Consider the following 20334-nt stretch of genomic DNA (forward strand, 5'->3'; position numbering starts at 1 on the left):
TTCTGGCGCACGGCTGCTCGGCGTCTTCCAGGGAACTTTGTGCAGCTTCATGGCATATTCCCAGATAGGGGGATCGGCAGCTGCCGGCCCACAGGGTCAGCCGCCGGCTTGAGTCTTTCTGAATGTTGGTTTCTCGCAATCTGCAGGTCCTAACGCCGCTGTAGTTTGTTCGCGCAGGGAATATAGCCCCACCTCAATTTGACACCCAAAGGCGGCTTTGAGTGTCGTGACAATGCTGGGAACGCGCACGCGGAGGTTGGTGCGCGGCTCCTGCTGCTTATTTTTGGTTCAAGGACGACATGATGCGAAATACTTCGGTTATCTCCCGGTGTTCGACTGCTCGGTGGCCGGCATCCCTGCTGCTGATGTTGCCGTTTGGGATTTCCATTGCCCAGGCTCAGGCCGCGCCGGAGGTTGTGGTCGCTGCGCCAGCGGTAAACGAGGCGGCTGGTGCTGCGAGCCCGGTCGATGTGCCCGCAACCGCTGCGCCGACCAGCGGGCAGGAAGCGGCGACTGTCTCTCCGCCTGCCCTGGTCAATCTGCCTGCAACTGTCACCCCGGGGATCGCGCCCAGGCCGATTGAAGCGACGCCCTCGGAACCACCCACTGCGGTTGAGGAGGCTGAAGGTGTGAAGCCGACGACGGGTGCCGAGACAACTTCTGAAGCGCCGGCAGTGGTGCCTGCGGCGACGATCCATGCCGCGTCCGCCGGGGCGGCACCTGCGGCGGCCCAGCTGCCGGTGACCTCGTCCGCCGCCGTGAACGTGGATGCGTCAGCCGTAGCTGCGGCCACACCCGCAACGGCCACCTCGCCAAGCGAACGAGCAGCTTCAGCCGGGCTGGCGCCGGTCGCGCCGCGCCCGCTGCTCATTCCCACACTTGCCAACGACAACAACCAGATCGAGCGCCAGCTCGGTGCGCGATGCCCGAATGACCTGGCCGCGCGGCTGGCCACCCAGGCAGACCTGCTGATCGGCGCCTGCCAGGGAACGCTGCCGGCGCACCTGTCGGCGCTGCTGGTCGCCATTCCGGAGCAGCAGCTGCTGCTGCCGCGCGCCTGGCGCGAGCGCCAGGTTGGGCAGAAGGGTTGGTTCAAGGCGGTGCCCGGGTACGGGCTGCGCCCGGACTTCCTGGCGGTGCAGGGCGATGTATGGGTGCGTTCATTTGAAAGCGCCGATCCGAGCAGTACGGTGTATCTGGTGTCCGGCCCGTTTGCCTGTGCCGATGACCGCAGCCCCGACGCTGAACCGGTCGAGACCGTGCGCCTGCCTGCCGGCAGCTGCCGCGAAGGGCTGGTACAGCAGCGTGTGTACCGCGTGAGTGCCGGCGTCGCGCCGGTGGACATCACCCAGCAGGCCCTTCCGGCCGAGCCCTTGCTTTCCGAATCCGATCAGAAGCGTTACGCCGCCAACGGCGCGCGCGTGCAGCTGGACGCGGCCAAGCTGCAGTATGGTCCGGCCGTACGCTGGTACGTGGATGTCGGCACCCCCGACAAGCCCGAGCCGCGCAGCTATGGCGAATGGGGCCGGCTGCACCTGGGCTTTGCCGTCTGGAATGGCGAGCGCTTCGAGCCGCGCGATACCGTGCCGCGCGTGGTGTGGCCGTGCGATCCGGTCGCACCGGGCGACCCCAGCTGTGGCGGCTATGCCGACGCCGGGCGCGATCCGTTCATCGTGGCGGGCGCATCGGCACAGGGGGTGACCGCGACGCCTTGAGTTCTTGGCATTGGCCGGTCAACAAGAAAGCGCCCTACGGGGCGCTTTTTCGTGTCAGCGGCAGCGTCTGCGCCAGCTCAGCTTTCATCCACCGGCGCGAACCGTGGCCGCAGCACACCGCCCACCTCGACCTGCGCGGTGAACATCTCATACGGCCGCACCCACAGCCCAAGGTCGTCATCCAACGGGCGATACAACACCATCGGCAACAAGGTCTCGCTGTGGCGTACCACGTCGATCACCCGGTAGTTGCCGCCCTTGAAGTGGCGGTAGTGACCTGGGGCAAGGACGGGCAGGGGAGGCAGATCGGACATGGGGCATGCATGCGTCGGAAGGATCGCATTATGGCAGCGATGCAGGCCGCTGCTGCTGTACTGCGCCTTGGACGGGGTGTCGATCTCATGCTGCCTCGCATACACGTGACGGGCATGGCCCGTCACTACGGTAAACTGTGTGCCCCGCCACCGGCGGCCGCCTGCTGGAGCCTGCATGTCGCCTACCAGAGCCAAGACGCCCACCCCGCTGATCGATGCCCAGGTGCATGTGGAGGGGTTCGTGCAGGTGCGCGAGGCACGGCGCTCGGAGCTGGTGGAAGACTATGTGGAGCTGATCGCCGACCTGATCGCCGACGGCCGCGAGGCCCGCCAGGTCGATATCGCCACACGCCTGGGCGTTGCGCAGCCGACCGTGGCCAAGGCCCTCAAGCGCCTGGTCAAGGAAGGCTGGGCTATCCAGCGCCCGTATCGGGGCGTGTTCCTCACCCCGGCCGGCGAGCAGCTGGCCGGGGAGATGCGCGCCCGCCACCAGACCGTGGAACGCTTCCTGCTGGCACTGGGCGTGGATGCCGATTCGGCCCGCCGCGATGCGGAGGGCATCGAGCACCACGTCAGCGAGGCCACCCTGGCCGCGTTCGAGGCGTTCGTGCGCAAGGCCGATGGCCATGGTTGAGCGTCTGCCACCACCGCCGCCGCTGGGTGTGCCGGTGCACGACCAGGACGAGTACTGGATGCAGTACGCACTGCGCCTGGCCGAACGCGCCGAACGCGAGTTCAACGAAATTCCGGTCGGGGCCGTACTGGTCGGCGCCGACGGCGCGGTACTGGGCGAGGGCTGGAACCTCAACATCGCCGACCACGACCCCAGTGCCCACGCTGAAATCGTGGCGATGCGGCGGGCGGGGAAGGCGCTGGCCAATCATCGTCTGCTTGGCAGCACCCTGTACGTGACGTTGGAGCCGTGCGCGATGTGCGCGATGGCGGTGGTGCATGCGCGGGTGGCGCGGTTGGTATACGCCGCCACCGATCCCAAGACCGGTGCGTGCGGCAGTGTGTTCGATCTGCTCGGCGATGCGCGCCACAACCATCGCGTGGAGCTGCACGGCGGGGTGCTCGCGAAGGAAGCCAGCACGCGGTTGACCAACTATTTCCGGACCAAACGCGGCAAGCCGCCGCTGCTGCTGGAGTAACTCCACGACAGGGGCACACCGCGAAGGCGGTATCATGCCGCCTTACACACCCGGCCTGCGTCGCGACGCGGGCCATTGCACAAGGGCAGGACATGGCGGACAACGGCGCAGAAGGCGAACGACTGATCTGGATCGACCTGGAAATGACCGGTCTGGATACCGACAACGATGCGATCATCGAGATTGCCACCGTCGTCACCGACGCGCAGTTGAACGTGCTGGCCGAAGGCCCGGAGTTCGCCATCCACCACCCCGTGGAGCGCCTGGAGGCGATGGATGAGTGGAACCGCAACCAGCACCGGCGTTCGGGGCTGTGGCAGCGGGTGGTGGACAGCCAGGTCACGCTGGGGCAGGCCGAAGCGCAGACGGTGAACTTCCTGGCGCAGTGGATCCAGGCCGGCGCCTCGCCGATGTGCGGCAATTCGATCTGCCAGGACCGTCGCTTCCTGCACCGTGAAATGCCGCGCCTGGAAAAGTACTTCCATTACCGCAACCTGGATGTATCCACGGTCAAGGAACTGGCCAGGCGCTGGGCGCCATCGGTCGCGGCCGGCGTGGGCAAGACCGCCAGCCACACCGCACTGAGCGACGTGCACGATTCGATCGCCGAACTGCGCCATTACCGCCAGTTCATGGGCGCACTTTCAGGGCTTCCGGCAGCGTGACGGTAGCGCCGGCCGTTGGCCGGGGTACGCGTCACCGCATGCGCGCTGCCGCCCCACGGTTCGCTGCGCAAACCGCGGGCCCCTCTTACCAGCATCCACACCCCCGCCGCTTCGCGGCCGCCCCCTTACAAAGGGGGCTTCTTGTCGGAAGTCCCCGTGCGCAAGCGCCGGCACAACGTTTGTTCAACACGGCGGCGGTATGATCCGGGGATGAGCCATATCGTCCGCATCGTGCCGCCGCCGCTGGAAACGCAGATCCTGCCGACCTCGCAGGACTGGGCCGATCTGCAGCGGGCGGTGGCATTGCTTGAATCGCCCACGCTCACCGCCAAGATGGCCAACCTGATCGGGTCGCCGCTGGAGTTTGCGGTGAAGAAGCTGCCGCAGTCGGTGTCGCGGCGCATCCACGGGGCGGTGGAGGCGGCGTTGTTCAAGTCCGCACAGGCCGCGCTGTGGAGCATGGACAATACCCCCGGCAAGGCCGCATCCACGCGCTGGCACAAGGTCGCGGCCGCTACCTCGGGGGCGCTGGGTGGCGCGTTCGGCTTCACCGCGCTGTTCCTCGAACTGCCGGTCTCGACCACGATCATGATGCGTTCGGTGGCCGACGTGGCGCGCAGCGAGGGCTTCGACCTGAGCGAAATGGGCACACGCCACGCCTGCCTGGAAGTGTTCGCGCTGGGCGGCAACTCCGGCCAGGACGATGCCAGCGAGACCGGCTACTACATCACCCGCGGCTTCACCGCCGAAGTGATGCGCCACCTGTCGGCCGAACTGGCGGGTGCGGCGGTCGGTGGCGGCGGGGTGATGATCGGGCTGACCCCGAAGGAAGCCGGCAAGTGGTTGGCCAAGATCGTGGAGAAGGTCGCCGCGCGCTTCGGGGTGGTGGTCACCGAGAAGTTCGCCGCCCAGGCCGTGCCGATCATCGGCGCCGTCGCCGGCGCCACCCTGAACACCATGTTCACCGACTACTACCAGGACATGGCCCGGGGCCACTTCATCGTGCGCCGCCTGGAGCGCCAGTACGGCTACGAAACGGTGCGTGCGGCGTATGCCCTGATCGCGGACAGTCGCCCGTAGAGCCACGCCCTGCGTGGCTGTATTGGAACGGGAACAGCCTCAGCCACGCAGGGCGTGGCTCTACGTGAGAGGTGGCGTCCCAAACGGCGATCATTGCACCCACGGCACAACAGTTTTGCCTCCATGGCGCTTTTTGCCACGTCCGGCCGTCCCCATCCTTGGCTCAGTCGTTTACCAAGGACCTCCCCCATGCTGTTCTCCCCCTACCGCCTCGGCCCGCTGACCCTGCCCAACCGCATCGTCATGCCGCCGATGACCCGCTCGCGCGCCGCCACCGGCAACGTGGCCACCCCGCTGATGGCGCAGTACTACGCCCAGCGCGCTTCGGCTGGCCTGATCGTCAGCGAGGGCACCCAGATCAGCCCGCAGGGGCAGGGTTACGCCTGGACCCCGGGTATCCACGACGATGCCCAGGTCGCCGGCTGGCGCGGCGTGACCGATGCCGTGCACGCCGCCGGCGGGCGCATCTTCGCCCAGCTGTGGCACGTGGGCCGGGTCTCGCACGTGGACCTGCAGCCCAATGGCGCGGAACCGGTGTCGTCCTCGGCCCTGCAGGCCGACGGCGTCAAGGTGTTCGTCGACGTGGCCGGCACCGGCCCGCAGGGCGGGGTAGGCGAGATGGTCCAGCACTCCATGCCGCGTGCGCTGGATGTCACCGAAATCCCGCAGATCGTGCGCGACTACGCGCTGGCTGCCCGCCGCGCCATCGATGCCGGTTTCGACGGCGTGGAACTGCACGGCGCCAACGGCTACCTGATCAACCAGTTCATCGATTCGCAGGCCAACCAGCGCACCGACGGCTACGGCGGCTCGCTGCAGAACCGCCTGCGCTTCCTGCGCGAGGTGGCCGACGCGGTCGCCGATGAAGTCGGCGCCGACCGCGTCGGCGTGCGTCTGGCCCCGCTCACCACCCTGCAGGGCGCAGTGGACGACACCCCGCAGGCGACCTACCTGGCCGCCGCGCACATCCTCGACAGCATCGGCGTGGCCTATCTGCACATTGCCGAAGCGGACTGGGAAGACGCCCCGGTGATGCCCGTTGCGTTCAAGGAAGCGTTGCGGATGATCTATCGCGGCACGTTGATCTACGCAGGCAAGTACACCGTTGAACGCGCCGAGGAAGCGTTGGCGAAGGGCTGGGCGGACCTGATCGGCTTCGGCCGACCGTTCATCGCCAACCCGGATCTTCCGCTGCGCCTGCAGCAGGGTCTGGAATTGAACGCGCCCGACAAGGCCACCTTCTTTGGCGGAGCCGAAGCCGGGTTCACCGATTACCCGACCGCCGAGACAATCGAAGCGTAGAGCCACGCCCTGCGTGGCTTCGCGGTGCCCGAACGAAGAGCAGCCACGCAGGGCGTGGCTCTACGTCCAGGTGGCCCGGTAGTTCGGCACGAAAAACCCCGTCGAAGCGGGGTTTTTCGTGATCAGCCCTTGGCCTTCAACTTGGCCAACCGCAGCCAGGTGTCGACCACGGTGTCCGGGTTCAACGACACCGACTCGATGCCTTCCTGCATCAGCCATTCGGCCAGGTCCGGATGGTCGGACGGGCCCTGGCCGCAGATGCCCACGTACTTGCCCTTGGCGCGTGCCGACTTGATCGCCATCGAAAGCAGCTTCTTCACTGCCGGGTTACGTTCGTCGAACAGGTGCGCCACGATGGACGAATCGCGGTCCAGGCCCAGGGTCAGCTGGGTCAGGTCGTTGGAGCCGATCGAGAAGCCGTCGAAGATCTCCAGGAACTCATCGGCGAGCAGCGCGTTGGACGGCACTTCGCACATCATGATGATCTTCAGGCCGTTCTCGCCCTGCTTGAGCCCGTTCTGTTCCAGCACCTCGACGACCTTGCGGCCTTCTTCCAGCGTGCGCACGAACGGAATCATGACCCACAGGTTGTCCAGGCCCATGTCGTTGCGCACGCGCAGCACCGCCTTGCATTCCAGCGCGAAGGCGGCCGAGAAGCTCGGGTCGACATAACGACTGGCGCCGCGGAAGCCGATCATCGGGTTCTCTTCGTGCGGCTCGTAGCTGCTGCCGCCGATCAGGTTGGCGTATTCGTTGGACTTGAAGTCCGACAGGCGCACGATCACCGGGTTCGGCGCCACCGACGCGGTCAGCGTGGCGATGCCTTCAGCCAGGCGGTTGACGTAGAAGCTGACCGGATCGGCGTAACCGGCGATCTTCTCGTCGATCTTCTTCTTCGTGGCCGCATCCTGGCGGTCGTATTCCAGCAGCGCGTTGGGATGGATGCCGATGTGGCTGGCGATGATCATCTCCAGGCGCGCCAGGCCGATGCCGGCGTTCGGCAGCTGGCCGAAGTCGAAGGCACGTTCCGGGTTGGCCACGTTCATCATGATCTTCAGCGGCGCCGGCGGCATGTTGCCCAGGTCCGTGGTGGTGCGCTCGAAGTCCAGCTTGCCTTCGTAGATGAAACCCGTATCGCCTTCGGCGCAGCTGACGGTCACTTCCTGGCCGTCCCGCAGCACCTGGGTGGCGTTGCCGGAACCGACCACGGCCGGCACGCCCAGCTCACGCGCGATGATCGCGGCATGGCAGGTACGGCCACCACGGTTGGTGACGATGGCCGAGGCGCGTTTCATCACCGGCTCCCAATCGGGATCGGTCATGTCGGCGATCAGCACATCGCCCGGCTGCACGCGGGCCATGTCTTCCAGCGACTTGACCACGCGGGCCACGCCGGCCCCGATCTTGGCACCCACGGCACGGCCTTCGGCCAGCACCTTGCCATCCTTCTGGTTCAGCGCGAAGCGTTCGATCTGGGTGGCATGCCCACGCGACTTCACCGTTTCCGGGCGCGCCTGCACGATGAACAGCTTGCCGCTCACGCCATCCTTGGCCCACTCGATATCCATCGGGCGGCCATAGTGCTTTTCGATGATCAGCGCCTGTTTGGACAGTTCCTGCACGTCCTCGTCGCTGATCGAGAAGGTGTTGCGGATCTCGACCGGGGTGTCTTCGATGCGCACGCGCTCACCGGGGACATCCGAATACACCATGCGGATCGCCTTGCTGCCGAGCGCGCGGCGCAGGATGGCCGGCTTGCCGGCGTTCAGCGTGGGCTTGTAGACGTAGAACTCGTCGGGATTGACCGCGCCCTGCACGACCATTTCGCCCAGGCCGAAGCTGGAGGTCACGAACACCACGTCGCGGAAGCCCGATTCGGTGTCCAGCGTGAACAGCACGCCGGACGAACCCACGCCCGAGCGCACCATCAACTGCACGCCGGAGGACAGGAACACGTCTTCGTGCTTGAAACCGTGGTGCACGCGATAGGCGATGGCACGGTCGTTGTACAGCGAAGCGAACACTTCCTTGACCTTGTGCACGACATCGTCGGCGCCGGTCACGTTGAGGAAGGTTTCCTGCTGGCCGGCGAAGGAGGCATCGGGCAGGTCTTCGGCGGTGGCCGAGGAGCGCACGGCCACGGCCACGTCGCCGCCGCCGTTCTCGTCACACAGCTGCTTGTAGGCGCTGCGGATGTCCTGGTCCAGCTGCGGCTGCAGCGGGGCGTCGATCACCCAGCTGCGGATTTCCTTGCCGGCGACGGTGAGCGCGGCGACATCTTCCACGTCCAGCGTGGCCAGCTTGTCGAAAATGCGCTTGGACAGATCGTTGTGCGCGATGAAGTCCTTGAAGGCTTCAGCGGTGGTTGCGTAACCGCCGGGGACAGAAACCCCCAGACCGGCAAGATTGCCGATCATTTCGCCCAGCGACGAATTCTTGCCGCCTACGCGGGCCAGGTCGGCCAAGCGCAGTTCGTGCAACCACAGGATATTCTCGTTCAAGCGCGATGCTCCGTTTGGCCATCGCCCGAGGCGGGCTTGGATGGCCACGTCCGTAGGAAGAAGCCGATATGATGCCGGGCAGACCGCCGTTGGCACAAGCTTGTATCGACGGCCTTTTTAAGCTTCAGAGGGGTAAAAAGACGCATGTCGACGATTCGTCCGGTGTTCTACGTCTCCGATGGAACCGGTATCACCGCTGAAACCATTGGGCATAGCCTGTTGACCCAGTTCTCCGGATTCAGCTTCATTACCGATCGAATGTCGTTCATCGACGACCCGGAAAAGGCCCGCGAAGCCTGTGAACGGATCCGGGCGGCAGGGGAGCGCTACCAGGTCCGGCCCATCGTGGTCAGTTCCTGCGTGGACAGCGGCCTGAGCATCATTCTGGCCGAGAGCGGCGGGCTGATGCTGGACGTATTCGCCCCCTTCATCGAGCCGCTGGAGCGCGAGCTGGCCGTGAACCGCCATTCCCGGGTGGGCCAGGCGCACGGCATGGTGGACTTCGAGACCTACCACCGGCGCATCAACGCCATGAACTTCGCGCTGACCCATGATGACGGCATCGCGATCAACTACGACGATGCCGACGTGATCCTGGTGGCGGTGTCGCGGGCTGGCAAGACCCCGACCTGCATCTACCTGGCCCTGCATTACGGGGTGCGCGCGGCCAACTACCCGCTGACCGACGAGGACCTGGAGCAGGACCGCCTGCCGGCCCGGCTGCGGCCCTACCGCAAGAAGCTGTTCGGGCTCACCATCGACCCGGACCGGCTGCAGCAGATCCGCCAGGAGCGCCGCCCCAATTCGCGCTACGCCAACCTGGAGACCTGTCGCCGCGAGGTCGCCGCCGCCGAGACCATGTTCCGGATGGAGCGCATCCCGACCCTGAGCACCACCCATACCTCGATCGAGGAGATTTCGAGCAAGGTGTTGACCACGCTGGGGTTGCAACGAGAATTGTATTGATGCGTGGGCCGGCCAACGGCCGGCGCTACGAACCGTTACGGGCCCATCGGGATCGAGATCAATCCACCGTGGGGTGTTCAGCCACAATCCTTGTCCGCTGCACTCGCACCCCCACGTTTGGAAGACCAACGTGTAGGATCCAGACATGGCCCAGGCATCGCCCCGTATCGAACGCATTCCCCGGCTCAGCCGCCTGAGCTGGCTGATGGGCCTGTACGCCGAGAATTACCGTCATCTGGTGCGGCTGTTCGAGCCGGCGGGGCTGAAACCGGGCAGTTATGTGTCCTCGGTGGGGGATGGCCTGGATGTGCGGCTGGACGTGATCGCATGCCACCCGTACACGGTCGAGCTGCGCCTGACCTACGATTTCGCCGATCCGGTGACCGGCCAGCCCGACCCGTCGGCCTACGTGCGCCTGTACCGCGACGCGCGCCAGGTCGAGACCACCCATTGCTATGTGGGCCGGCGCTGGCAGGATGTGGTGGGCATGTACCCGCCGCCGGCCGAGCTGATCAGCCACCGCATGCGGATGAACACCTTCCTGGGCAAATGGCTGGAGTACCTGGCCGAGCGCGGCCATGGCGTGGCGACCCTGCGCCACGCCCCAGTGGCAATGACGGACCGCATGGAAGAACGCGTCGCCACGCGCCCGGGCACCAACTGACCGACGTAGTGCCGGGCTTCGCCCGGCAACGCTTTCCCGCATAATCGGCCATTGCGTCCTTCGAGCCTGTGCGACATGCCCTATACCCCGATCGTGGCCACGCTGGGCTACGTGCTCTCACCCGATGGCCGCCAGGCCTTGATGATCCACCGCAACGCACGACCCGGTGACCTCCACCTGGGCAAGTACAACGGGTTGGGCGGAAAGGTTGAGCGCGATGAGGACGTGGCCGCCGGCATGCGCCGGGAGATCCGTGAGGAAGCCGGGATCGAGTGCGGCAGCATGCGCATGCGCGGCACCCTCAGCTGGCCGGGGTTCGGCAAACACGGCGAGGACTGGTTCGGCTTCGTGTTCGTCATCGACGACTACACCGGCACCCCATTGACCGCCAACCCCGAAGGCACCCTGGAATGGGTGGACGTGGACAAGCTGGAGACGTTGCCGCTGTGGGAGGGCGACCGCCAGTTCCTGCCGCTGGTGTTCGACGACGACCCGCGCCCCTTCCACGGGGTGATGCCGTACCGCGACGGCGCCATGCAGTCCTGGTCGTACACCCGGTGACCGGTAGTGCCGGCCGTTGGCCGACCCAGGGGATGCCGGCGTTTCCGATAGAGCCTGCTTATCCACAGGGGGTGTGGATGACCGGTGCGTAAGTTTGTGGATAACGCACGGCAGCGACCAGCCTCCATGGCTGTCAAGATGGGTGGCGAAAAATTCACCGTTTGTCATGGTCCCGTGAGCACGGCGAGAAGGTCGGCGTCCGTGAAGGCTGTCGCGGTTCGGCCCCGTCGCGGTACTCTCTCGGCATTGCCGCCCACCGAGCTTCCATGAAACGTCACTTCACGATGCTGCGCGAGTTCCAGCTGGCCGACTGGTTCACCCTGGCCAACGCGTTCTGCGGTACCGGTGCGGTGTTTGCGGCCATGCGCTTCCTGCAGGATGGCGATCGCAGGTACCTGCTGTTCGGCATGGCCTTGATCCCGCTGGCCTTCATCTTCGACGCGCTGGACGGGCGTATCGCACGTTGGCGCAAGTCCAGCTCGACGCTGGGGCGCGAGCTGGACTCGCTGTCGGACGTGATCTCCTTCGGTGTGGCCCCGGCCGCGCTGGCCTATGCCTGCGGCATGCAGGGCGGCTGGGACTGGCTGGTGCTGAGCTACTTCGTGTGCTGCGGGGTGAGCCGCCTGGCCCGTTACAACGTGACCGCCGAGGCGCTGGCTGGCGAAGGCGACAAGGTGCCGTACTTCGAGGGCACGCCCATTCCCACCAGCCTGGCGCTGGTGGTGGTGCTTGCGGTGGCGGCCAGCGTTGGCGCGATCGGTCACGACCTGTGGCTGGGCCGTTGGCAGCTGGGGCCGTGGCAGTTGCACCCGCTGGTGCTGCTGTTCGCGTTGTCCGGCTCCCTGATGATCAGCAAGACCCTGCGCATTCCCAAGCCGTGACCCGGAGACTGTCGATGTTGCCGTTCTCGCACCACTGCGTTGGAGCCGAACCGTGAGTACCGCAGGCGGCGGCCACGACGCGGGCGATTTCGAGGCGCTGGCCCGGCAGTACTTCAGCGCCTGGGGCGACGCCCTGCGGCATGCGGCCGTGCCCCCGGGGGGAGAAACCGCCGGCGGCGTGCCGGGCACCTGGCAGCAGGCCATCGAAGGCTGGGCACAATTGATGTCCAACCCGGGCAACCGGCAGTCCGAAGACGCCGTGCATCGCTTCCGCGACCAGGCCGGCGGCTGGTACGGCACCATGCAGCAGGTGGCCGCGCGCTTCGCCGGCCAGGACAGCAGCAGCGCCGATATCGCCCAGGCCTGGCGCGAGGCCGTCGAGGGGCAGGGCGATGGGCTGCTGAAGTGGATGCTGCAGGGCGCGCGCGGCCACACCCAGGCCGGCGGCCCCGACCTGCTGGCACTGCTTGAACGCCTGCAGCAGGACCTCGGCCCGTGGCTGCAGAGTCCGGCCTTTGGCCCGGCCCGCGAACACCAGGCACGCTGGCAGGCGCTGCTGCGCGCCCAGCAGGAGTACCAGGGCCACGCGCGTGCCTATGTGGACCAGATCAAGCAGGCGCTGGACGATGCGTTTGCCCTGTTCGAGCAGCGCCTTGCCGAGCATGAGCAGCCGGGCAACCAGCTGACCAGCGCGCGCGCCATGTTCGACCTGTGGATCGAGGCGGCCGAAGAGGCCTATGCCAAGGTCGCGCTGTCCGAGCCGTTCCAGCAGGTCTACGCGTCACTGGGCAATGCCCAGATGCGCCTGCGCAGCGCCGCGCAACAGGAGGTGGAGCGCATCTGCGAGGCGTTAGGCCTGCCGACCCGCACGGAAATGGATGCCGCGCACCGGCGCATCACCGAACTGGAACGGCTGGTACGGCGCATGGCTGCGGCGGCGAAACCCGCACCGGCGCCCGCAGCCGCCGCCAGGCCGGCGAAGAAGACAACAAAGAAGGCCGCGCCCAAGCCGCGTGCGCGCAAGGCGGCCCCATGAAGGGACCGCTGGGCTTCAATGCCGAAGACCTGCTGCAGGAAACCCTGTCCATGCAGCGCAAGCTGATGGACGGGCTGAAGCTGCTGCCATCGGTGGAAGACGTGGATTACGGCGCCACCGCGCGCGAGGAAGTGTGGCGCGATGGCAAGGTCACCCTGTATCGCTTCGTCGGGGGGCAGGCGCCGGTGCAGCGCACGCCGCTGCTGATCGTCTACGCGCTGGTCAACCGCCCGTACATGGTCGACCTGCAGGCCGACCGTTCACTGGTCCAGCGCCTGCTCGCGCTGGGGCATGACGTATACGTGCTGGACTGGGGTTACCCGGACCGCTCCGAGCGTTACCAGACGCTGGAAGACTACCTGCTGCGCTTTGTCGACGGCGCCGTCGACCATCTGGTCGCCGCCAACGACGGCAAGCCGGTCAACATGCTCGGCGTCTGCCAGGGCGGGGTGTTCGCGCTGTGTTACGCCGCGCTGCGCCAGCCCAAGCTGGCCAACCTGATCACCATGGTGACCCCGGTGGATTTCCAGACCCCAGACAACATGCTCTCGCACTGGGCCCGGCAGGTGGATGTGGACCTGCTGGTCGACACGCTGGGCAACATCCCGGCCGACCTGATGAATGCCAGCTACCTGATGCTCAAGCCGTTCCGGCTCAACATCCAGAAGTACGTGGGGCTGCTGGACATTCTCGACGACAAGGCCGCGCTGCAGGATTTCCTGCGCATGGAGAAGTGGATCTTCGATTCGCCCGACCTGGCCGGCGAAGCGTTCCGTGATTTCATCAAGCAGTTCTACCAGGGCAATGGCCTGATGCATGACGGTGTTCGGATCGGCGAGGAACATGTCGACCTGCGCCAGGTGACGCTGCCGGTGTTGAACATCTATGCCGAACAGGACCACCTGGTGCCGCCGGATGCGTCGCGCGCGATGGGCGGGCGGATCGGCAGCAGCGACTACACCGAGAGCAGTTTCCGCGGCGGCCATATCGGCATCTATGTCTCTGGTCGCGCGCAGCGCGAAGTCCCCGGTACCATTTCGGCATGGCTGGCGGAACGCACCTGATGGACACGCGATCGATCCTGGCCGTGGTGGTGGCACTCACCGCAGTTGCCGGCAGCGTGACGGCCGCGCCCAGTGAGGCCGCGCGCCGCGAGATCGCCTCATTGATCGGTGCGCTGGACGGTTCGTCCTGCCGCTTCCAGCGCAACGGCAGCTGGCACGATGCCGCCGAGGCGCGTGCGCACCTGCAGCGAAAATACGACTACCTGCTCAAGAAGGACAAGGTGGATACCGCCGAGCAGTTCATCGAGCGGGCCGCCAGCCAGAGCAGCATGAGCGGCAAGCCCTACCGGATCGCCTGTCCGGGCCAGCCCGAGCAGACCGCCGCGGCGTGGTTCGGTGCACGCCTGCAGGCACTGCGGCGGTCGCGCTGACCCCCGACCTGGGCCCCGCCGTCGTCAACGCATCGGCTACACACCGGTTGCGCTAATGTGCCGCCATCACCGCAGGAGGACCTCGCCATGAACACCACCGCCCCCCGCACGCTGTCGCGCTCGCTCAACGACCGCATGATTGCCGGGGTGATGGGCGGCATCGCCCACCGTTTCGGCTGGAGCCCGACCCTGCTGCGGGTCCTGTTCGTGCTGGTGTCGCTGGCCTCGGCCGCGTTCCCGGGCATCCTGGTGTACCTGGTGCTGTGGCTGCTGATTCCCAACGAGGCCGATTGAGCCTGCCGCCGCTGGCGCTGCGCGCGCTGCAGGGACTGGGGGCGGTATGGACCGCGCCCAACACCCTGATCGGCGTGCTCGGTGGTCTTGCGGGCATGCTGGCCGGGGCGCGTCCGTACTGGAGCCGGCGCGACTGCGCGCTGGTGTTCGGCGAGTACCCGTGGGGGCCGGGTGGGGCGATCACCCTGGGCAACGTCATCCTGCATACCGGCGCCCGCCTGGACGTGCCGTGCCGTACCTACGCACATCAGGCCGGGCACTGCACCGAGCCGGTGATCGGCCTGCACGACCACGAACGCGCGCATGTCTACCAGTACCTGGTGCTGGGGCCGCTGTACCTGCCGGTGTACCTGTTGTGCGGTGGGGTGAGCGCACGCAATCCGTTCGAGCGCGCCGCCGATCTGTACGCGCTGCATGGGCACGGCTGGTGGCCGTTAAAAAAACGGTAAGAAACGCATCCACAACGCGACGTCATCTGCATGCAAACAAACATTATTAGCCTCCTGACGAACCAGTCAGGTTGGGCGCGCTAAGCTGTGACCCGTAGTACATGCATGACGTTTCGGGAGGAACACATCACATGGCAATCGTTCTTTATGTCGGTGGTAGCAAGGATGGCGACAAGGGCCTGGTGCCCCACGGATTCAGCAAGTCCCGCGCCGATACCGACACGGGCCCGGAGATCTACACCGAGCGCTTCATGGAGCTGCAGGGCCTGGGCAAGGTCCGGGTGATGGCGCTGGAATCGATGCACGACGAAGTCGTGCAGCAGCGCGCAGCGCAGCATTACCGGTAGGTACCGACCGTGGGTCGGTACGCTTCCCGGCCCGGCATCTGTGAATCCGGGCCTGCTACCAATTGGCGCTCACCCCCATCTGTGCCGAGGTGTCGCGGTAATGGGCATCGCCGCGCTGCACGGTCAGGCTGCCCCAGGCATTCCAGCGTGGGCCGAACGCCAGCTCGACCCCGCCGCGCACTTCGTGCCGGTTGCGCGGCAGCCCGCCCTCCAACGCCTCGTCGTCGAAGCGCAGCGCTTGCATCGCGGCACCCCGGATCCAGTTGACTTCAAGATGCGGGCGCACCTGGTTGACAGACGCCGAGCGGCCCTGGCCGGACAGGCGCAGGCCAAGGCGCCCACCCATACCGTCCGAATCGACGGCATCGATCCAGGTGCTGTTCTGCTCCACATGGCGTGATTGGCGCAGGTTGGAATAGGTCAGCTGCACCTGTGGCTGGAGAGTGATTTCCGTGTGCGGGGTATCCACGACGGCCAGACCGTAACCGGCTTCCAGCGACCCCAGCGTGGCGCGGCTGCGGTACCGCTCTTCAACCAGCATGTCGCCGCGTACCCGGTTGTTGAAGCGCGCGTACTGGGCAATCGCGTCCAGGTACGGGCCGGTGGCCTCCCCCGGCGTCTGCTGCCAACTGGCATACACGCCGGCGGCGCTGCCGCGCACGCGGCCGGTGGCGTGGTAGCCGCTGCCGCGCGAGGTGGACTGGTTGTGGAAGCGCCCGCTGCCGACCGTCAGCCCGACCCGGCCACGGTCACCGTCTCCCCACGCAAGAACGTCCGCACCCAGTTGCAGCACCTCGGTGTCGCCCCTCGCATCTAGCTGCCCGGCCACGGCCCGGAATGCGGTCTGGTAGCTGGCAAACCGTGCCCAGCCTGAGCGTCCGCCTGGACCCATGGTGCCGCCGCGGCGATCGTGGAAACGCACGTTGAACATCTGCAGGCTGGCCAGCTGGTTGGCCAGATAGGCGCCGGGTTCGGGGCGCAGCAGCGGCACACTGGGATCTTCGGGGTCAACAGGGTCCTCGGGGTCGACCGGATCCTCCGGATCGGTCGGCGTGCATCCCGGCAGCGAAGGGTCGCCAACGCAGGGGTCGCCGGGCGGCGCGGTCACGCTGGAGCGCAGGTACCAGCTGCCATCGTCGGGATTGACCGGTGTGCCCTGGACCAGGACATACTCGTGGATGCCTGCGACGACGCGTCCGTCCAGAACGAACGTCCCGGCGGACGGGGCGGCGATCTGGATCAGTGCGATGCCGTTCACGGTCGGTGCGCCCGTGCCGCCCACATGGTTGACCGCCACATGGGCCTGGCCCTGTGTGGTGCCTTCCACAATGATGCGGTCGGTGGGCGAGGCGTCGTTGCCGAGCTCCGTATTGAACACCAGTGTCCCGCCGTTTCCGATCAGGTCGCCCTGCACGGTCAGGGTATTGAAGCCGGCGCCATTGCCCAGGTGCACGCTGCTGCCGCTGCCCAGTGTCAGCGTGCCCACATTGGAGGCGCCGTTGAGGGTCCAGCGGCCGCCATCCTGCAGGGTCAGTGCGGTGACATTGAACATGCGGCCGAGCAGCGTTGCGTTGTTGCGGAGGGTGACGTCGGCGGTCGCGCGGGTGGCGACGTCGATGTTTCCGACCAGATCGCTGTCATCCACGACGAAGGTTGCCTTCGAATCGCTCCCGGCCTGCCCGGTCACGGCGAGTATCGTCCCGTCGTCACTGAACAGCTGGCTGCCATTGCGCACGAGTATCCGGGCATCGCGAAAGACGCGCATCGCTCCAGTCTTACCGCGGATGGTGGAACTGTCGACGGTCAAAAAGGGATCGTTATGCAATCTCACACCGTCGGAACTGCCAACGAGCTCGCTGCCGATCAGCTGGGCATTCCCCCTTTCCAGGGACAAGGCATGGCGAGTTTGGCGGTCGCCTACCAGCACCCGCGAATCGCGGATCAGAAGCCCGGCGGCGGCAGGATCGTCAGAAGCTCCCAATCCGTAAGTGATGCCGGAGTCGCCGGAAAGCAGGCTGTCGGTGATCTCGACAAATCCGATGCCGCGTACTTGGATCACGTTGAGATTGGTGCCGCCAGTGACGGTGCCACCGGTAATGCGAAGCAGGGCAAGGCCAGTGTTGGCGGTGATACCCAACGTTTCCGCTCCCGGGCTCACAGTGAGCGTCGCATCGGTACCCACGTCCCAGGCTTCCACAGGATCGCCCGGGTTGACGGTATGGCTGCCCGACGGGGGCACCGTGCCGGCGCCGGCCGGGGCTGCCATTGCGGCGGAAATCAGCGCCGCCAGCAGGGACGGGCGCAGGGCGGGAAGGAAATGCGGCGGGAATCGCGATGCGCGTATGGACATGAGCGTGTCTCCATCGGGGAACGGAAGGACAGCGTGCAAAGGCGGATGAAAACTGACGTGCCGTCATTCCTTGCGGAATCCCCGTCGGCACGCGTCAGGCGGAGTGAATACCCTGCGACAGGTGAAGTTCTGGTGAACTGGAGGCCAGTGCGGCACTACAGGCGCAGCGAAATGTCAATGGGTTCCCCCCACCGCCGTGCGTTGCCACAATCGGTGTTTTCCGCATAGTGGCTTCGGCCGGACGCAATGCCAGACCTCAAGCTCGCCCAGCAGATTGCCCAGACCATCGCCGATGAAATCGGTGCCCAGACGGCCCAGGCGCACGCCGCCATCGCACTGCTCGACGAAGGTGCCAGCGTTCCGTTCATCGCCCGCTACCGCAAGGAAGTCACCGGTGGCCTGGACGATACCCAGCTGCGCAACCTGGAAAGCCGCCTGACCTACCTGCGCGAGCTGGAAGAGCGTCGCGCGGCGGTGCTGGCCAGCATCGACGAACAGGGCAAGCTCAGCGACGAACTGCGCAACGACATCCTTGGCGCCGATACCAAGTCGCGCCTGGAAGACCTGTACCTGCCCTACAAACCCAAGCGCCGCACCCGCGCGCAGATCGCCCGCGAAGCGGGGCTGGAACCGCTGGCCGACGGTTTGCTGGCCGATCCGGGGCTGGACCCGCAGGTGTTCGCCGCCGGCTATGTCGACACCGACAAGGGCGTGGCCGATACCAAGGCCGCACTGGAAGGCGCACGCGCGATCCTGATGGAGCGCTGGGGTGAAGATGCCGCGCTGGTCGGTGAGCTGCGCGCCTGGCTGGGCGAGCATGGCGTGATCCGCGCGCGCGTGGCCGAAGGCAAGGAAGAGCAGGGCGCCAAGTACCGCGATTACTTCGAGCATGCCGAAGGGCTGGCGAAGATTCCCTCGCACCGCCTGCTGGCGCTGTTCCGTGCGCGCCGCGAGGACATCCTGTTCCTGGAACTGGACCCGGGCAGTGACGCCGAGGCCGGCCACGTGTATGCCGAGGGCCGCGTGGCGTTCAAGGCCGGGATCCGGGATGCCGGGCGCCCGGGCGACCGCTGGCTGCTCGACGCCTGCCGCCTGACCTGGCGCGCCAAGCTGCACATGCACCTGCTGCTGGACCTGTTCAACCAGGCCCGTGAAAAGGCCGAAGCCGAGGCCATCGCGGTGTTCGGCGACAACCTCAAGGACCTGCTGCTGGCTGCGCCGGCCGGGCCCAAGACCGTGCTCGGGCTGGACCCGGGCATCCGCACCGGCTGCAAGATCGCCGTGGTCGATGCCACCGGCAAGCTGGTCGCCACCGACACCATTTACCCGCACGAACCCCGCCGCCAGTGGGAGCAGTCGCTGCAGACCATCAGGCAGCTGTGCATGAAGCACAACGTGGAGCTGATCGCGATCGGCAACGGCACCGCCAGCCGCGAGACCGACAAGCTGGCCGGTGAAGTGATCCAGGCCCTGGGCGACGCCAAGCTGCAGAAGATCGTGGTCAGCGAAGCCGGCGCATCGGTGTATTCGGCCTCGGAATTTGCGGCCAAGGAGTTCCCGGACCTGGACGTGTCGATCCGTGGTGCGGTCTCCATCGCCCGCCGTCTGCAGGATCCGCTGGCCGAGCTGGTCAAGATCGAACCCAAGGCCATCGGCGTGGGCCAGTACCAGCACGACGTGGATCAGTACCGCCTGGCGCGCGCGCTGGACGCGCGCGTGGAAGACTGCGTGAACGCGGTCGGCGTGCACGTCAATACCGCTTCGGCGGCACTGTTGGCGAGGGTGTCGGGGCTGTCCTCCACCGTGGCCGAGAACATCGTGCGTCACCGCGACGAGAACGGTCCGTTCAAGCGCCGCAAGGACCTGCTCAAGGTGGCGCGCCTGGGCGACAAGACCTTTGAACAGTGCGCCGGCTTCCTGCGCATTGCCGACGGCGACCAGCCGCTGGACGCCTCCTCGGTACACCCGGAGGCCTACCCGGTGGTGGAGCGCATCGTGGCTGCCACCGCGCGCCCGATCAAGACGCTGATCGGCGATGGCAGCTTCCTGCGCGGGCTGAAGGCCGAACAGTTCACCGATGCCACCTTCGGGGTGCCGACCGTGCGCGACATCCTGAAGGAACTGGAAAAGCCCGGCCGCGACCCGCGCCCGGAGTTCAAGGCCGCGCGCTTTGCCGAGGGCGTGGAGGAGATCAAGGACCTCAAGCCCGGCATGGTGCTGGAGGGCGTGGTCAGCAACGTGGCCGCCTTCGGTGCGTTCGTGGACATCGGCGTGCACCAGGATGGCCTGATCCACATCTCGGCGCTGTCCGATACCTACGTGAAGGACCCGCGCGACGTGGTCAAGGCCGGCGACATCGTCAAGGTGAAAGTGCTGGAGGTCGACGTGGCGCGCAAGCGCATTGCGCTGACTCGTCGCCTGGACGACAGCCCGGCCCCGGCCAAGGCGCCCGGCGAGCGCGACCAGCGCCCGGCCGGTGCTGGCCGGCGCGATGGCGGCGGTGCCCGCCCCGGCGGCCGTGGTGCGCCCTCCGGCCCGCGCCCGGGCAGCAGCGCGCCGCCAGCCAACAATGCCTTGGCCGACGCCTTCGCCCGGGCCAAGCGCGGCGGTTGAGACCGCCGTC

At 66.7% G+C, this 20334-nt stretch carries 20 protein-coding genes and 1 pseudogene; 18 read left to right on the plus strand and 3 right to left on the minus strand.

Annotated features, from left to right (window positions below; all coding sequences use genetic code 11):
- Positions 1 to 25: 25 nt before the first annotated feature.
- Positions 26 to 106, plus strand: a pseudogene (locus tag WIX41_RS16445) (type IV secretion system protein); the annotation flags it as partial.
- A 523-nt stretch (positions 107 to 629) separates the two neighbouring features.
- Complete coding sequence (locus tag WIX41_RS16450) at positions 630 to 1715, plus strand: hypothetical protein (protein ID WP_339449319.1); 1086 nt, start codon at positions 630 to 632, stop codon at positions 1713 to 1715.
- A gap of 77 nt (positions 1716 to 1792) precedes the next feature.
- Here the strand turns inward: WIX41_RS16450 and WIX41_RS16455 are convergent, their stop codons facing one another.
- A complete protein-coding gene (locus WIX41_RS16455; protein ID WP_339449321.1) occupies positions 1793 to 2029 on the minus strand; it encodes a DUF1653 domain-containing protein in 237 nt (78 codons plus the stop codon).
- Between the two features lie 175 nt (positions 2030 to 2204).
- On the opposite strand from WIX41_RS16455, the gene mntR reads away from it, so the two are divergent.
- From mntR to WIX41_RS16480, 5 genes are all read left to right on the plus strand, one after another.
- On the plus strand, positions 2205 to 2663 hold the full coding sequence (gene mntR, locus WIX41_RS16460) for a manganese-binding transcriptional regulator MntR (RefSeq protein ID WP_339449323.1): 459 nt from the start codon (positions 2205 to 2207) through the stop codon (positions 2661 to 2663).
- Positions 2656 to 3180, plus strand: a complete 525-nt coding sequence (gene tadA / locus WIX41_RS16465) for a tRNA adenosine(34) deaminase TadA (protein ID WP_339449325.1) — start codon at positions 2656 to 2658, stop codon at positions 3178 to 3180. The genes mntR and tadA overlap by 8 nt, the downstream gene beginning before the upstream one ends.
- A gap of 92 nt (positions 3181 to 3272) precedes the next feature.
- Positions 3273 to 3845: an oligoribonuclease gene (orn, locus tag WIX41_RS16470; RefSeq protein ID WP_339449327.1), complete on the plus strand. Its 573-nt coding sequence runs from the start codon at positions 3273 to 3275 to the stop codon at positions 3843 to 3845.
- Between the two features lie 210 nt (positions 3846 to 4055).
- Positions 4056 to 4925 (plus strand): EcsC family protein, encoded by an 870-nt coding sequence (locus WIX41_RS16475; protein ID WP_339449329.1) that lies wholly within the window; start codon positions 4056 to 4058, stop codon positions 4923 to 4925.
- Positions 4926 to 5114: 189 nt separating this feature from the next.
- On the plus strand, positions 5115 to 6227 hold the full coding sequence (locus tag WIX41_RS16480) for an alkene reductase (RefSeq protein WP_339449331.1): 1113 nt from the start codon (positions 5115 to 5117) through the stop codon (positions 6225 to 6227).
- A gap of 122 nt (positions 6228 to 6349) precedes the next feature.
- On the opposite strand, the gene ppsA is transcribed toward WIX41_RS16480, so the two are convergent.
- Positions 6350 to 8728: a phosphoenolpyruvate synthase gene (ppsA, locus tag WIX41_RS16485; RefSeq protein WP_339449333.1), complete on the minus strand. Its 2379-nt coding sequence runs from the start codon at positions 8726 to 8728 to the stop codon at positions 6350 to 6352.
- A gap of 144 nt (positions 8729 to 8872) precedes the next feature.
- Between ppsA and ppsR the strand changes: the two genes are divergently transcribed.
- From ppsR to WIX41_RS16535, 10 genes are all read left to right on the plus strand, one after another.
- Entirely contained in the window at positions 8873 to 9694 is an 822-nt protein-coding gene (gene ppsR, locus WIX41_RS16490; RefSeq protein WP_282247890.1) for a posphoenolpyruvate synthetase regulatory kinase/phosphorylase PpsR, read from the plus strand.
- 145 nt (positions 9695 to 9839) lie between these two features.
- Positions 9840 to 10358: a DUF1249 domain-containing protein gene (locus WIX41_RS16495; protein ID WP_339449337.1), complete on the plus strand. Its 519-nt coding sequence runs from the start codon at positions 9840 to 9842 to the stop codon at positions 10356 to 10358.
- 75 nt (positions 10359 to 10433) lie between these two features.
- Positions 10434 to 10919 (plus strand): NUDIX hydrolase, encoded by a 486-nt coding sequence (locus WIX41_RS16500; RefSeq protein ID WP_339449339.1) that lies wholly within the window; start codon positions 10434 to 10436, stop codon positions 10917 to 10919.
- A gap of 266 nt (positions 10920 to 11185) precedes the next feature.
- Positions 11186 to 11800 (plus strand): CDP-alcohol phosphatidyltransferase family protein, encoded by a 615-nt coding sequence (locus WIX41_RS16505; protein ID WP_339449341.1) that lies wholly within the window; start codon positions 11186 to 11188, stop codon positions 11798 to 11800.
- Between the two features lie 52 nt (positions 11801 to 11852).
- Complete coding sequence (phaE, locus tag WIX41_RS16510; protein ID WP_339449343.1) at positions 11853 to 12836, plus strand: class III poly(R)-hydroxyalkanoic acid synthase subunit PhaE; 984 nt, start codon at positions 11853 to 11855, stop codon at positions 12834 to 12836.
- Positions 12833 to 13900, plus strand: a complete 1068-nt coding sequence (phaC, locus tag WIX41_RS16515; RefSeq protein WP_339449345.1) for a class III poly(R)-hydroxyalkanoic acid synthase subunit PhaC — start codon at positions 12833 to 12835, stop codon at positions 13898 to 13900. Before phaE ends, phaC begins: the two co-directional genes overlap by 4 nt.
- Positions 13900 to 14271 carry a YfeK family protein gene (locus tag WIX41_RS16520; protein WP_339449347.1) on the plus strand — a complete coding sequence of 124 codons (372 nt, stop codon included), beginning with the start codon at positions 13900 to 13902 and terminating at the stop codon, positions 14269 to 14271. Before phaC ends, WIX41_RS16520 begins: the two co-directional genes overlap by 1 nt.
- An 87-nt stretch (positions 14272 to 14358) precedes the next feature.
- Positions 14359 to 14565 carry a PspC domain-containing protein gene (locus WIX41_RS16525; RefSeq protein ID WP_068852656.1) on the plus strand — a complete coding sequence of 69 codons (207 nt, stop codon included), beginning with the start codon at positions 14359 to 14361 and terminating at the stop codon, positions 14563 to 14565.
- Entirely contained in the window at positions 14562 to 15014 is a 453-nt protein-coding gene (locus WIX41_RS16530; RefSeq protein WP_339449350.1) for a hypothetical protein, read from the plus strand. The genes WIX41_RS16525 and WIX41_RS16530 overlap by 4 nt, the downstream gene beginning before the upstream one ends.
- 131 nt (positions 15015 to 15145) lie before the next feature.
- Entirely contained in the window at positions 15146 to 15361 is a 216-nt protein-coding gene (locus tag WIX41_RS16535; protein ID WP_339449352.1) for a hypothetical protein, read from the plus strand.
- Between the two features lie 55 nt (positions 15362 to 15416).
- Here the strand turns inward: WIX41_RS16535 and WIX41_RS16540 are convergent, their stop codons facing one another.
- Positions 15417 to 17711: an autotransporter outer membrane beta-barrel domain-containing protein gene (locus tag WIX41_RS16540; RefSeq protein WP_339449353.1), complete on the minus strand. Its 2295-nt coding sequence runs from the start codon at positions 17709 to 17711 to the stop codon at positions 15417 to 15419.
- A gap of 246 nt (positions 17712 to 17957) precedes the next feature.
- Here WIX41_RS16540 and WIX41_RS16545 point away from each other — a divergent pair, with 246 nt between their 5' ends.
- Positions 17958 to 20324 carry a Tex family protein gene (locus WIX41_RS16545; protein WP_339449355.1) on the plus strand — a complete coding sequence of 789 codons (2367 nt, stop codon included), beginning with the start codon at positions 17958 to 17960 and terminating at the stop codon, positions 20322 to 20324.
- Positions 20325 to 20334: the final 10 nt, after the last annotated feature.

Origin of the sequence: Stenotrophomonas sp. AB1(2024) (assembly GCF_037482345.1) — a bacterium.
In the GTDB taxonomy this organism is placed as follows: Bacteria; Pseudomonadota; Gammaproteobacteria; order Xanthomonadales; family Xanthomonadaceae; genus Stenotrophomonas.

What these genes read in the sequence shown, in the direction of transcription:
- WIX41_RS16455 (WP_339449321.1), bottom strand. Translation starts at nt 2,029, where the DNA reads ATGTCCGATCTGCCTCCCCTGCCCGTCCTTGCCCCAGGTCACTACCGC.
- mntR (WP_339449323.1), top strand. Translation starts at nt 2,205, where the DNA reads ATGTCGCCTACCAGAGCCAAGACGCCCACCCCGCTGATCGATGCCCAG.
- tadA (WP_339449325.1), top strand. Translation starts at nt 2,656, where the DNA reads ATGGTTGAGCGTCTGCCACCACCGCCGCCGCTGGGTGTGCCGGTGCAC.
- orn (WP_339449327.1), top strand. Translation starts at nt 3,273, where the DNA reads ATGGCGGACAACGGCGCAGAAGGCGAACGACTGATCTGGATCGACCTG.
- WIX41_RS16475 (WP_339449329.1), top strand. Translation starts at nt 4,056, where the DNA reads ATGAGCCATATCGTCCGCATCGTGCCGCCGCCGCTGGAAACGCAGATC.
- WIX41_RS16480 (WP_339449331.1), top strand. Translation starts at nt 5,115, where the DNA reads ATGCTGTTCTCCCCCTACCGCCTCGGCCCGCTGACCCTGCCCAACCGC.
- ppsR (WP_282247890.1), top strand. Translation starts at nt 8,873, where the DNA reads ATGTCGACGATTCGTCCGGTGTTCTACGTCTCCGATGGAACCGGTATC.
- WIX41_RS16495 (WP_339449337.1), top strand. Translation starts at nt 9,840, where the DNA reads ATGGCCCAGGCATCGCCCCGTATCGAACGCATTCCCCGGCTCAGCCGC.
- WIX41_RS16500 (WP_339449339.1), top strand. Translation starts at nt 10,434, where the DNA reads ATGCCCTATACCCCGATCGTGGCCACGCTGGGCTACGTGCTCTCACCC.
- WIX41_RS16505 (WP_339449341.1), top strand. Translation starts at nt 11,186, where the DNA reads ATGAAACGTCACTTCACGATGCTGCGCGAGTTCCAGCTGGCCGACTGG.
- phaC (WP_339449345.1), top strand. Translation starts at nt 12,833, where the DNA reads ATGAAGGGACCGCTGGGCTTCAATGCCGAAGACCTGCTGCAGGAAACC.
- WIX41_RS16520 (WP_339449347.1), top strand. Translation starts at nt 13,900, where the DNA reads ATGGACACGCGATCGATCCTGGCCGTGGTGGTGGCACTCACCGCAGTT.
- WIX41_RS16525 (WP_068852656.1), top strand. Translation starts at nt 14,359, where the DNA reads ATGAACACCACCGCCCCCCGCACGCTGTCGCGCTCGCTCAACGACCGC.
- WIX41_RS16535 (WP_339449352.1), top strand. Translation starts at nt 15,146, where the DNA reads ATGGCAATCGTTCTTTATGTCGGTGGTAGCAAGGATGGCGACAAGGGC.
- WIX41_RS16540 (WP_339449353.1), bottom strand. Translation starts at nt 17,711, where the DNA reads ATGTCCATACGCGCATCGCGATTCCCGCCGCATTTCCTTCCCGCCCTG.
- WIX41_RS16545 (WP_339449355.1), top strand. Translation starts at nt 17,958, where the DNA reads ATGCCAGACCTCAAGCTCGCCCAGCAGATTGCCCAGACCATCGCCGAT.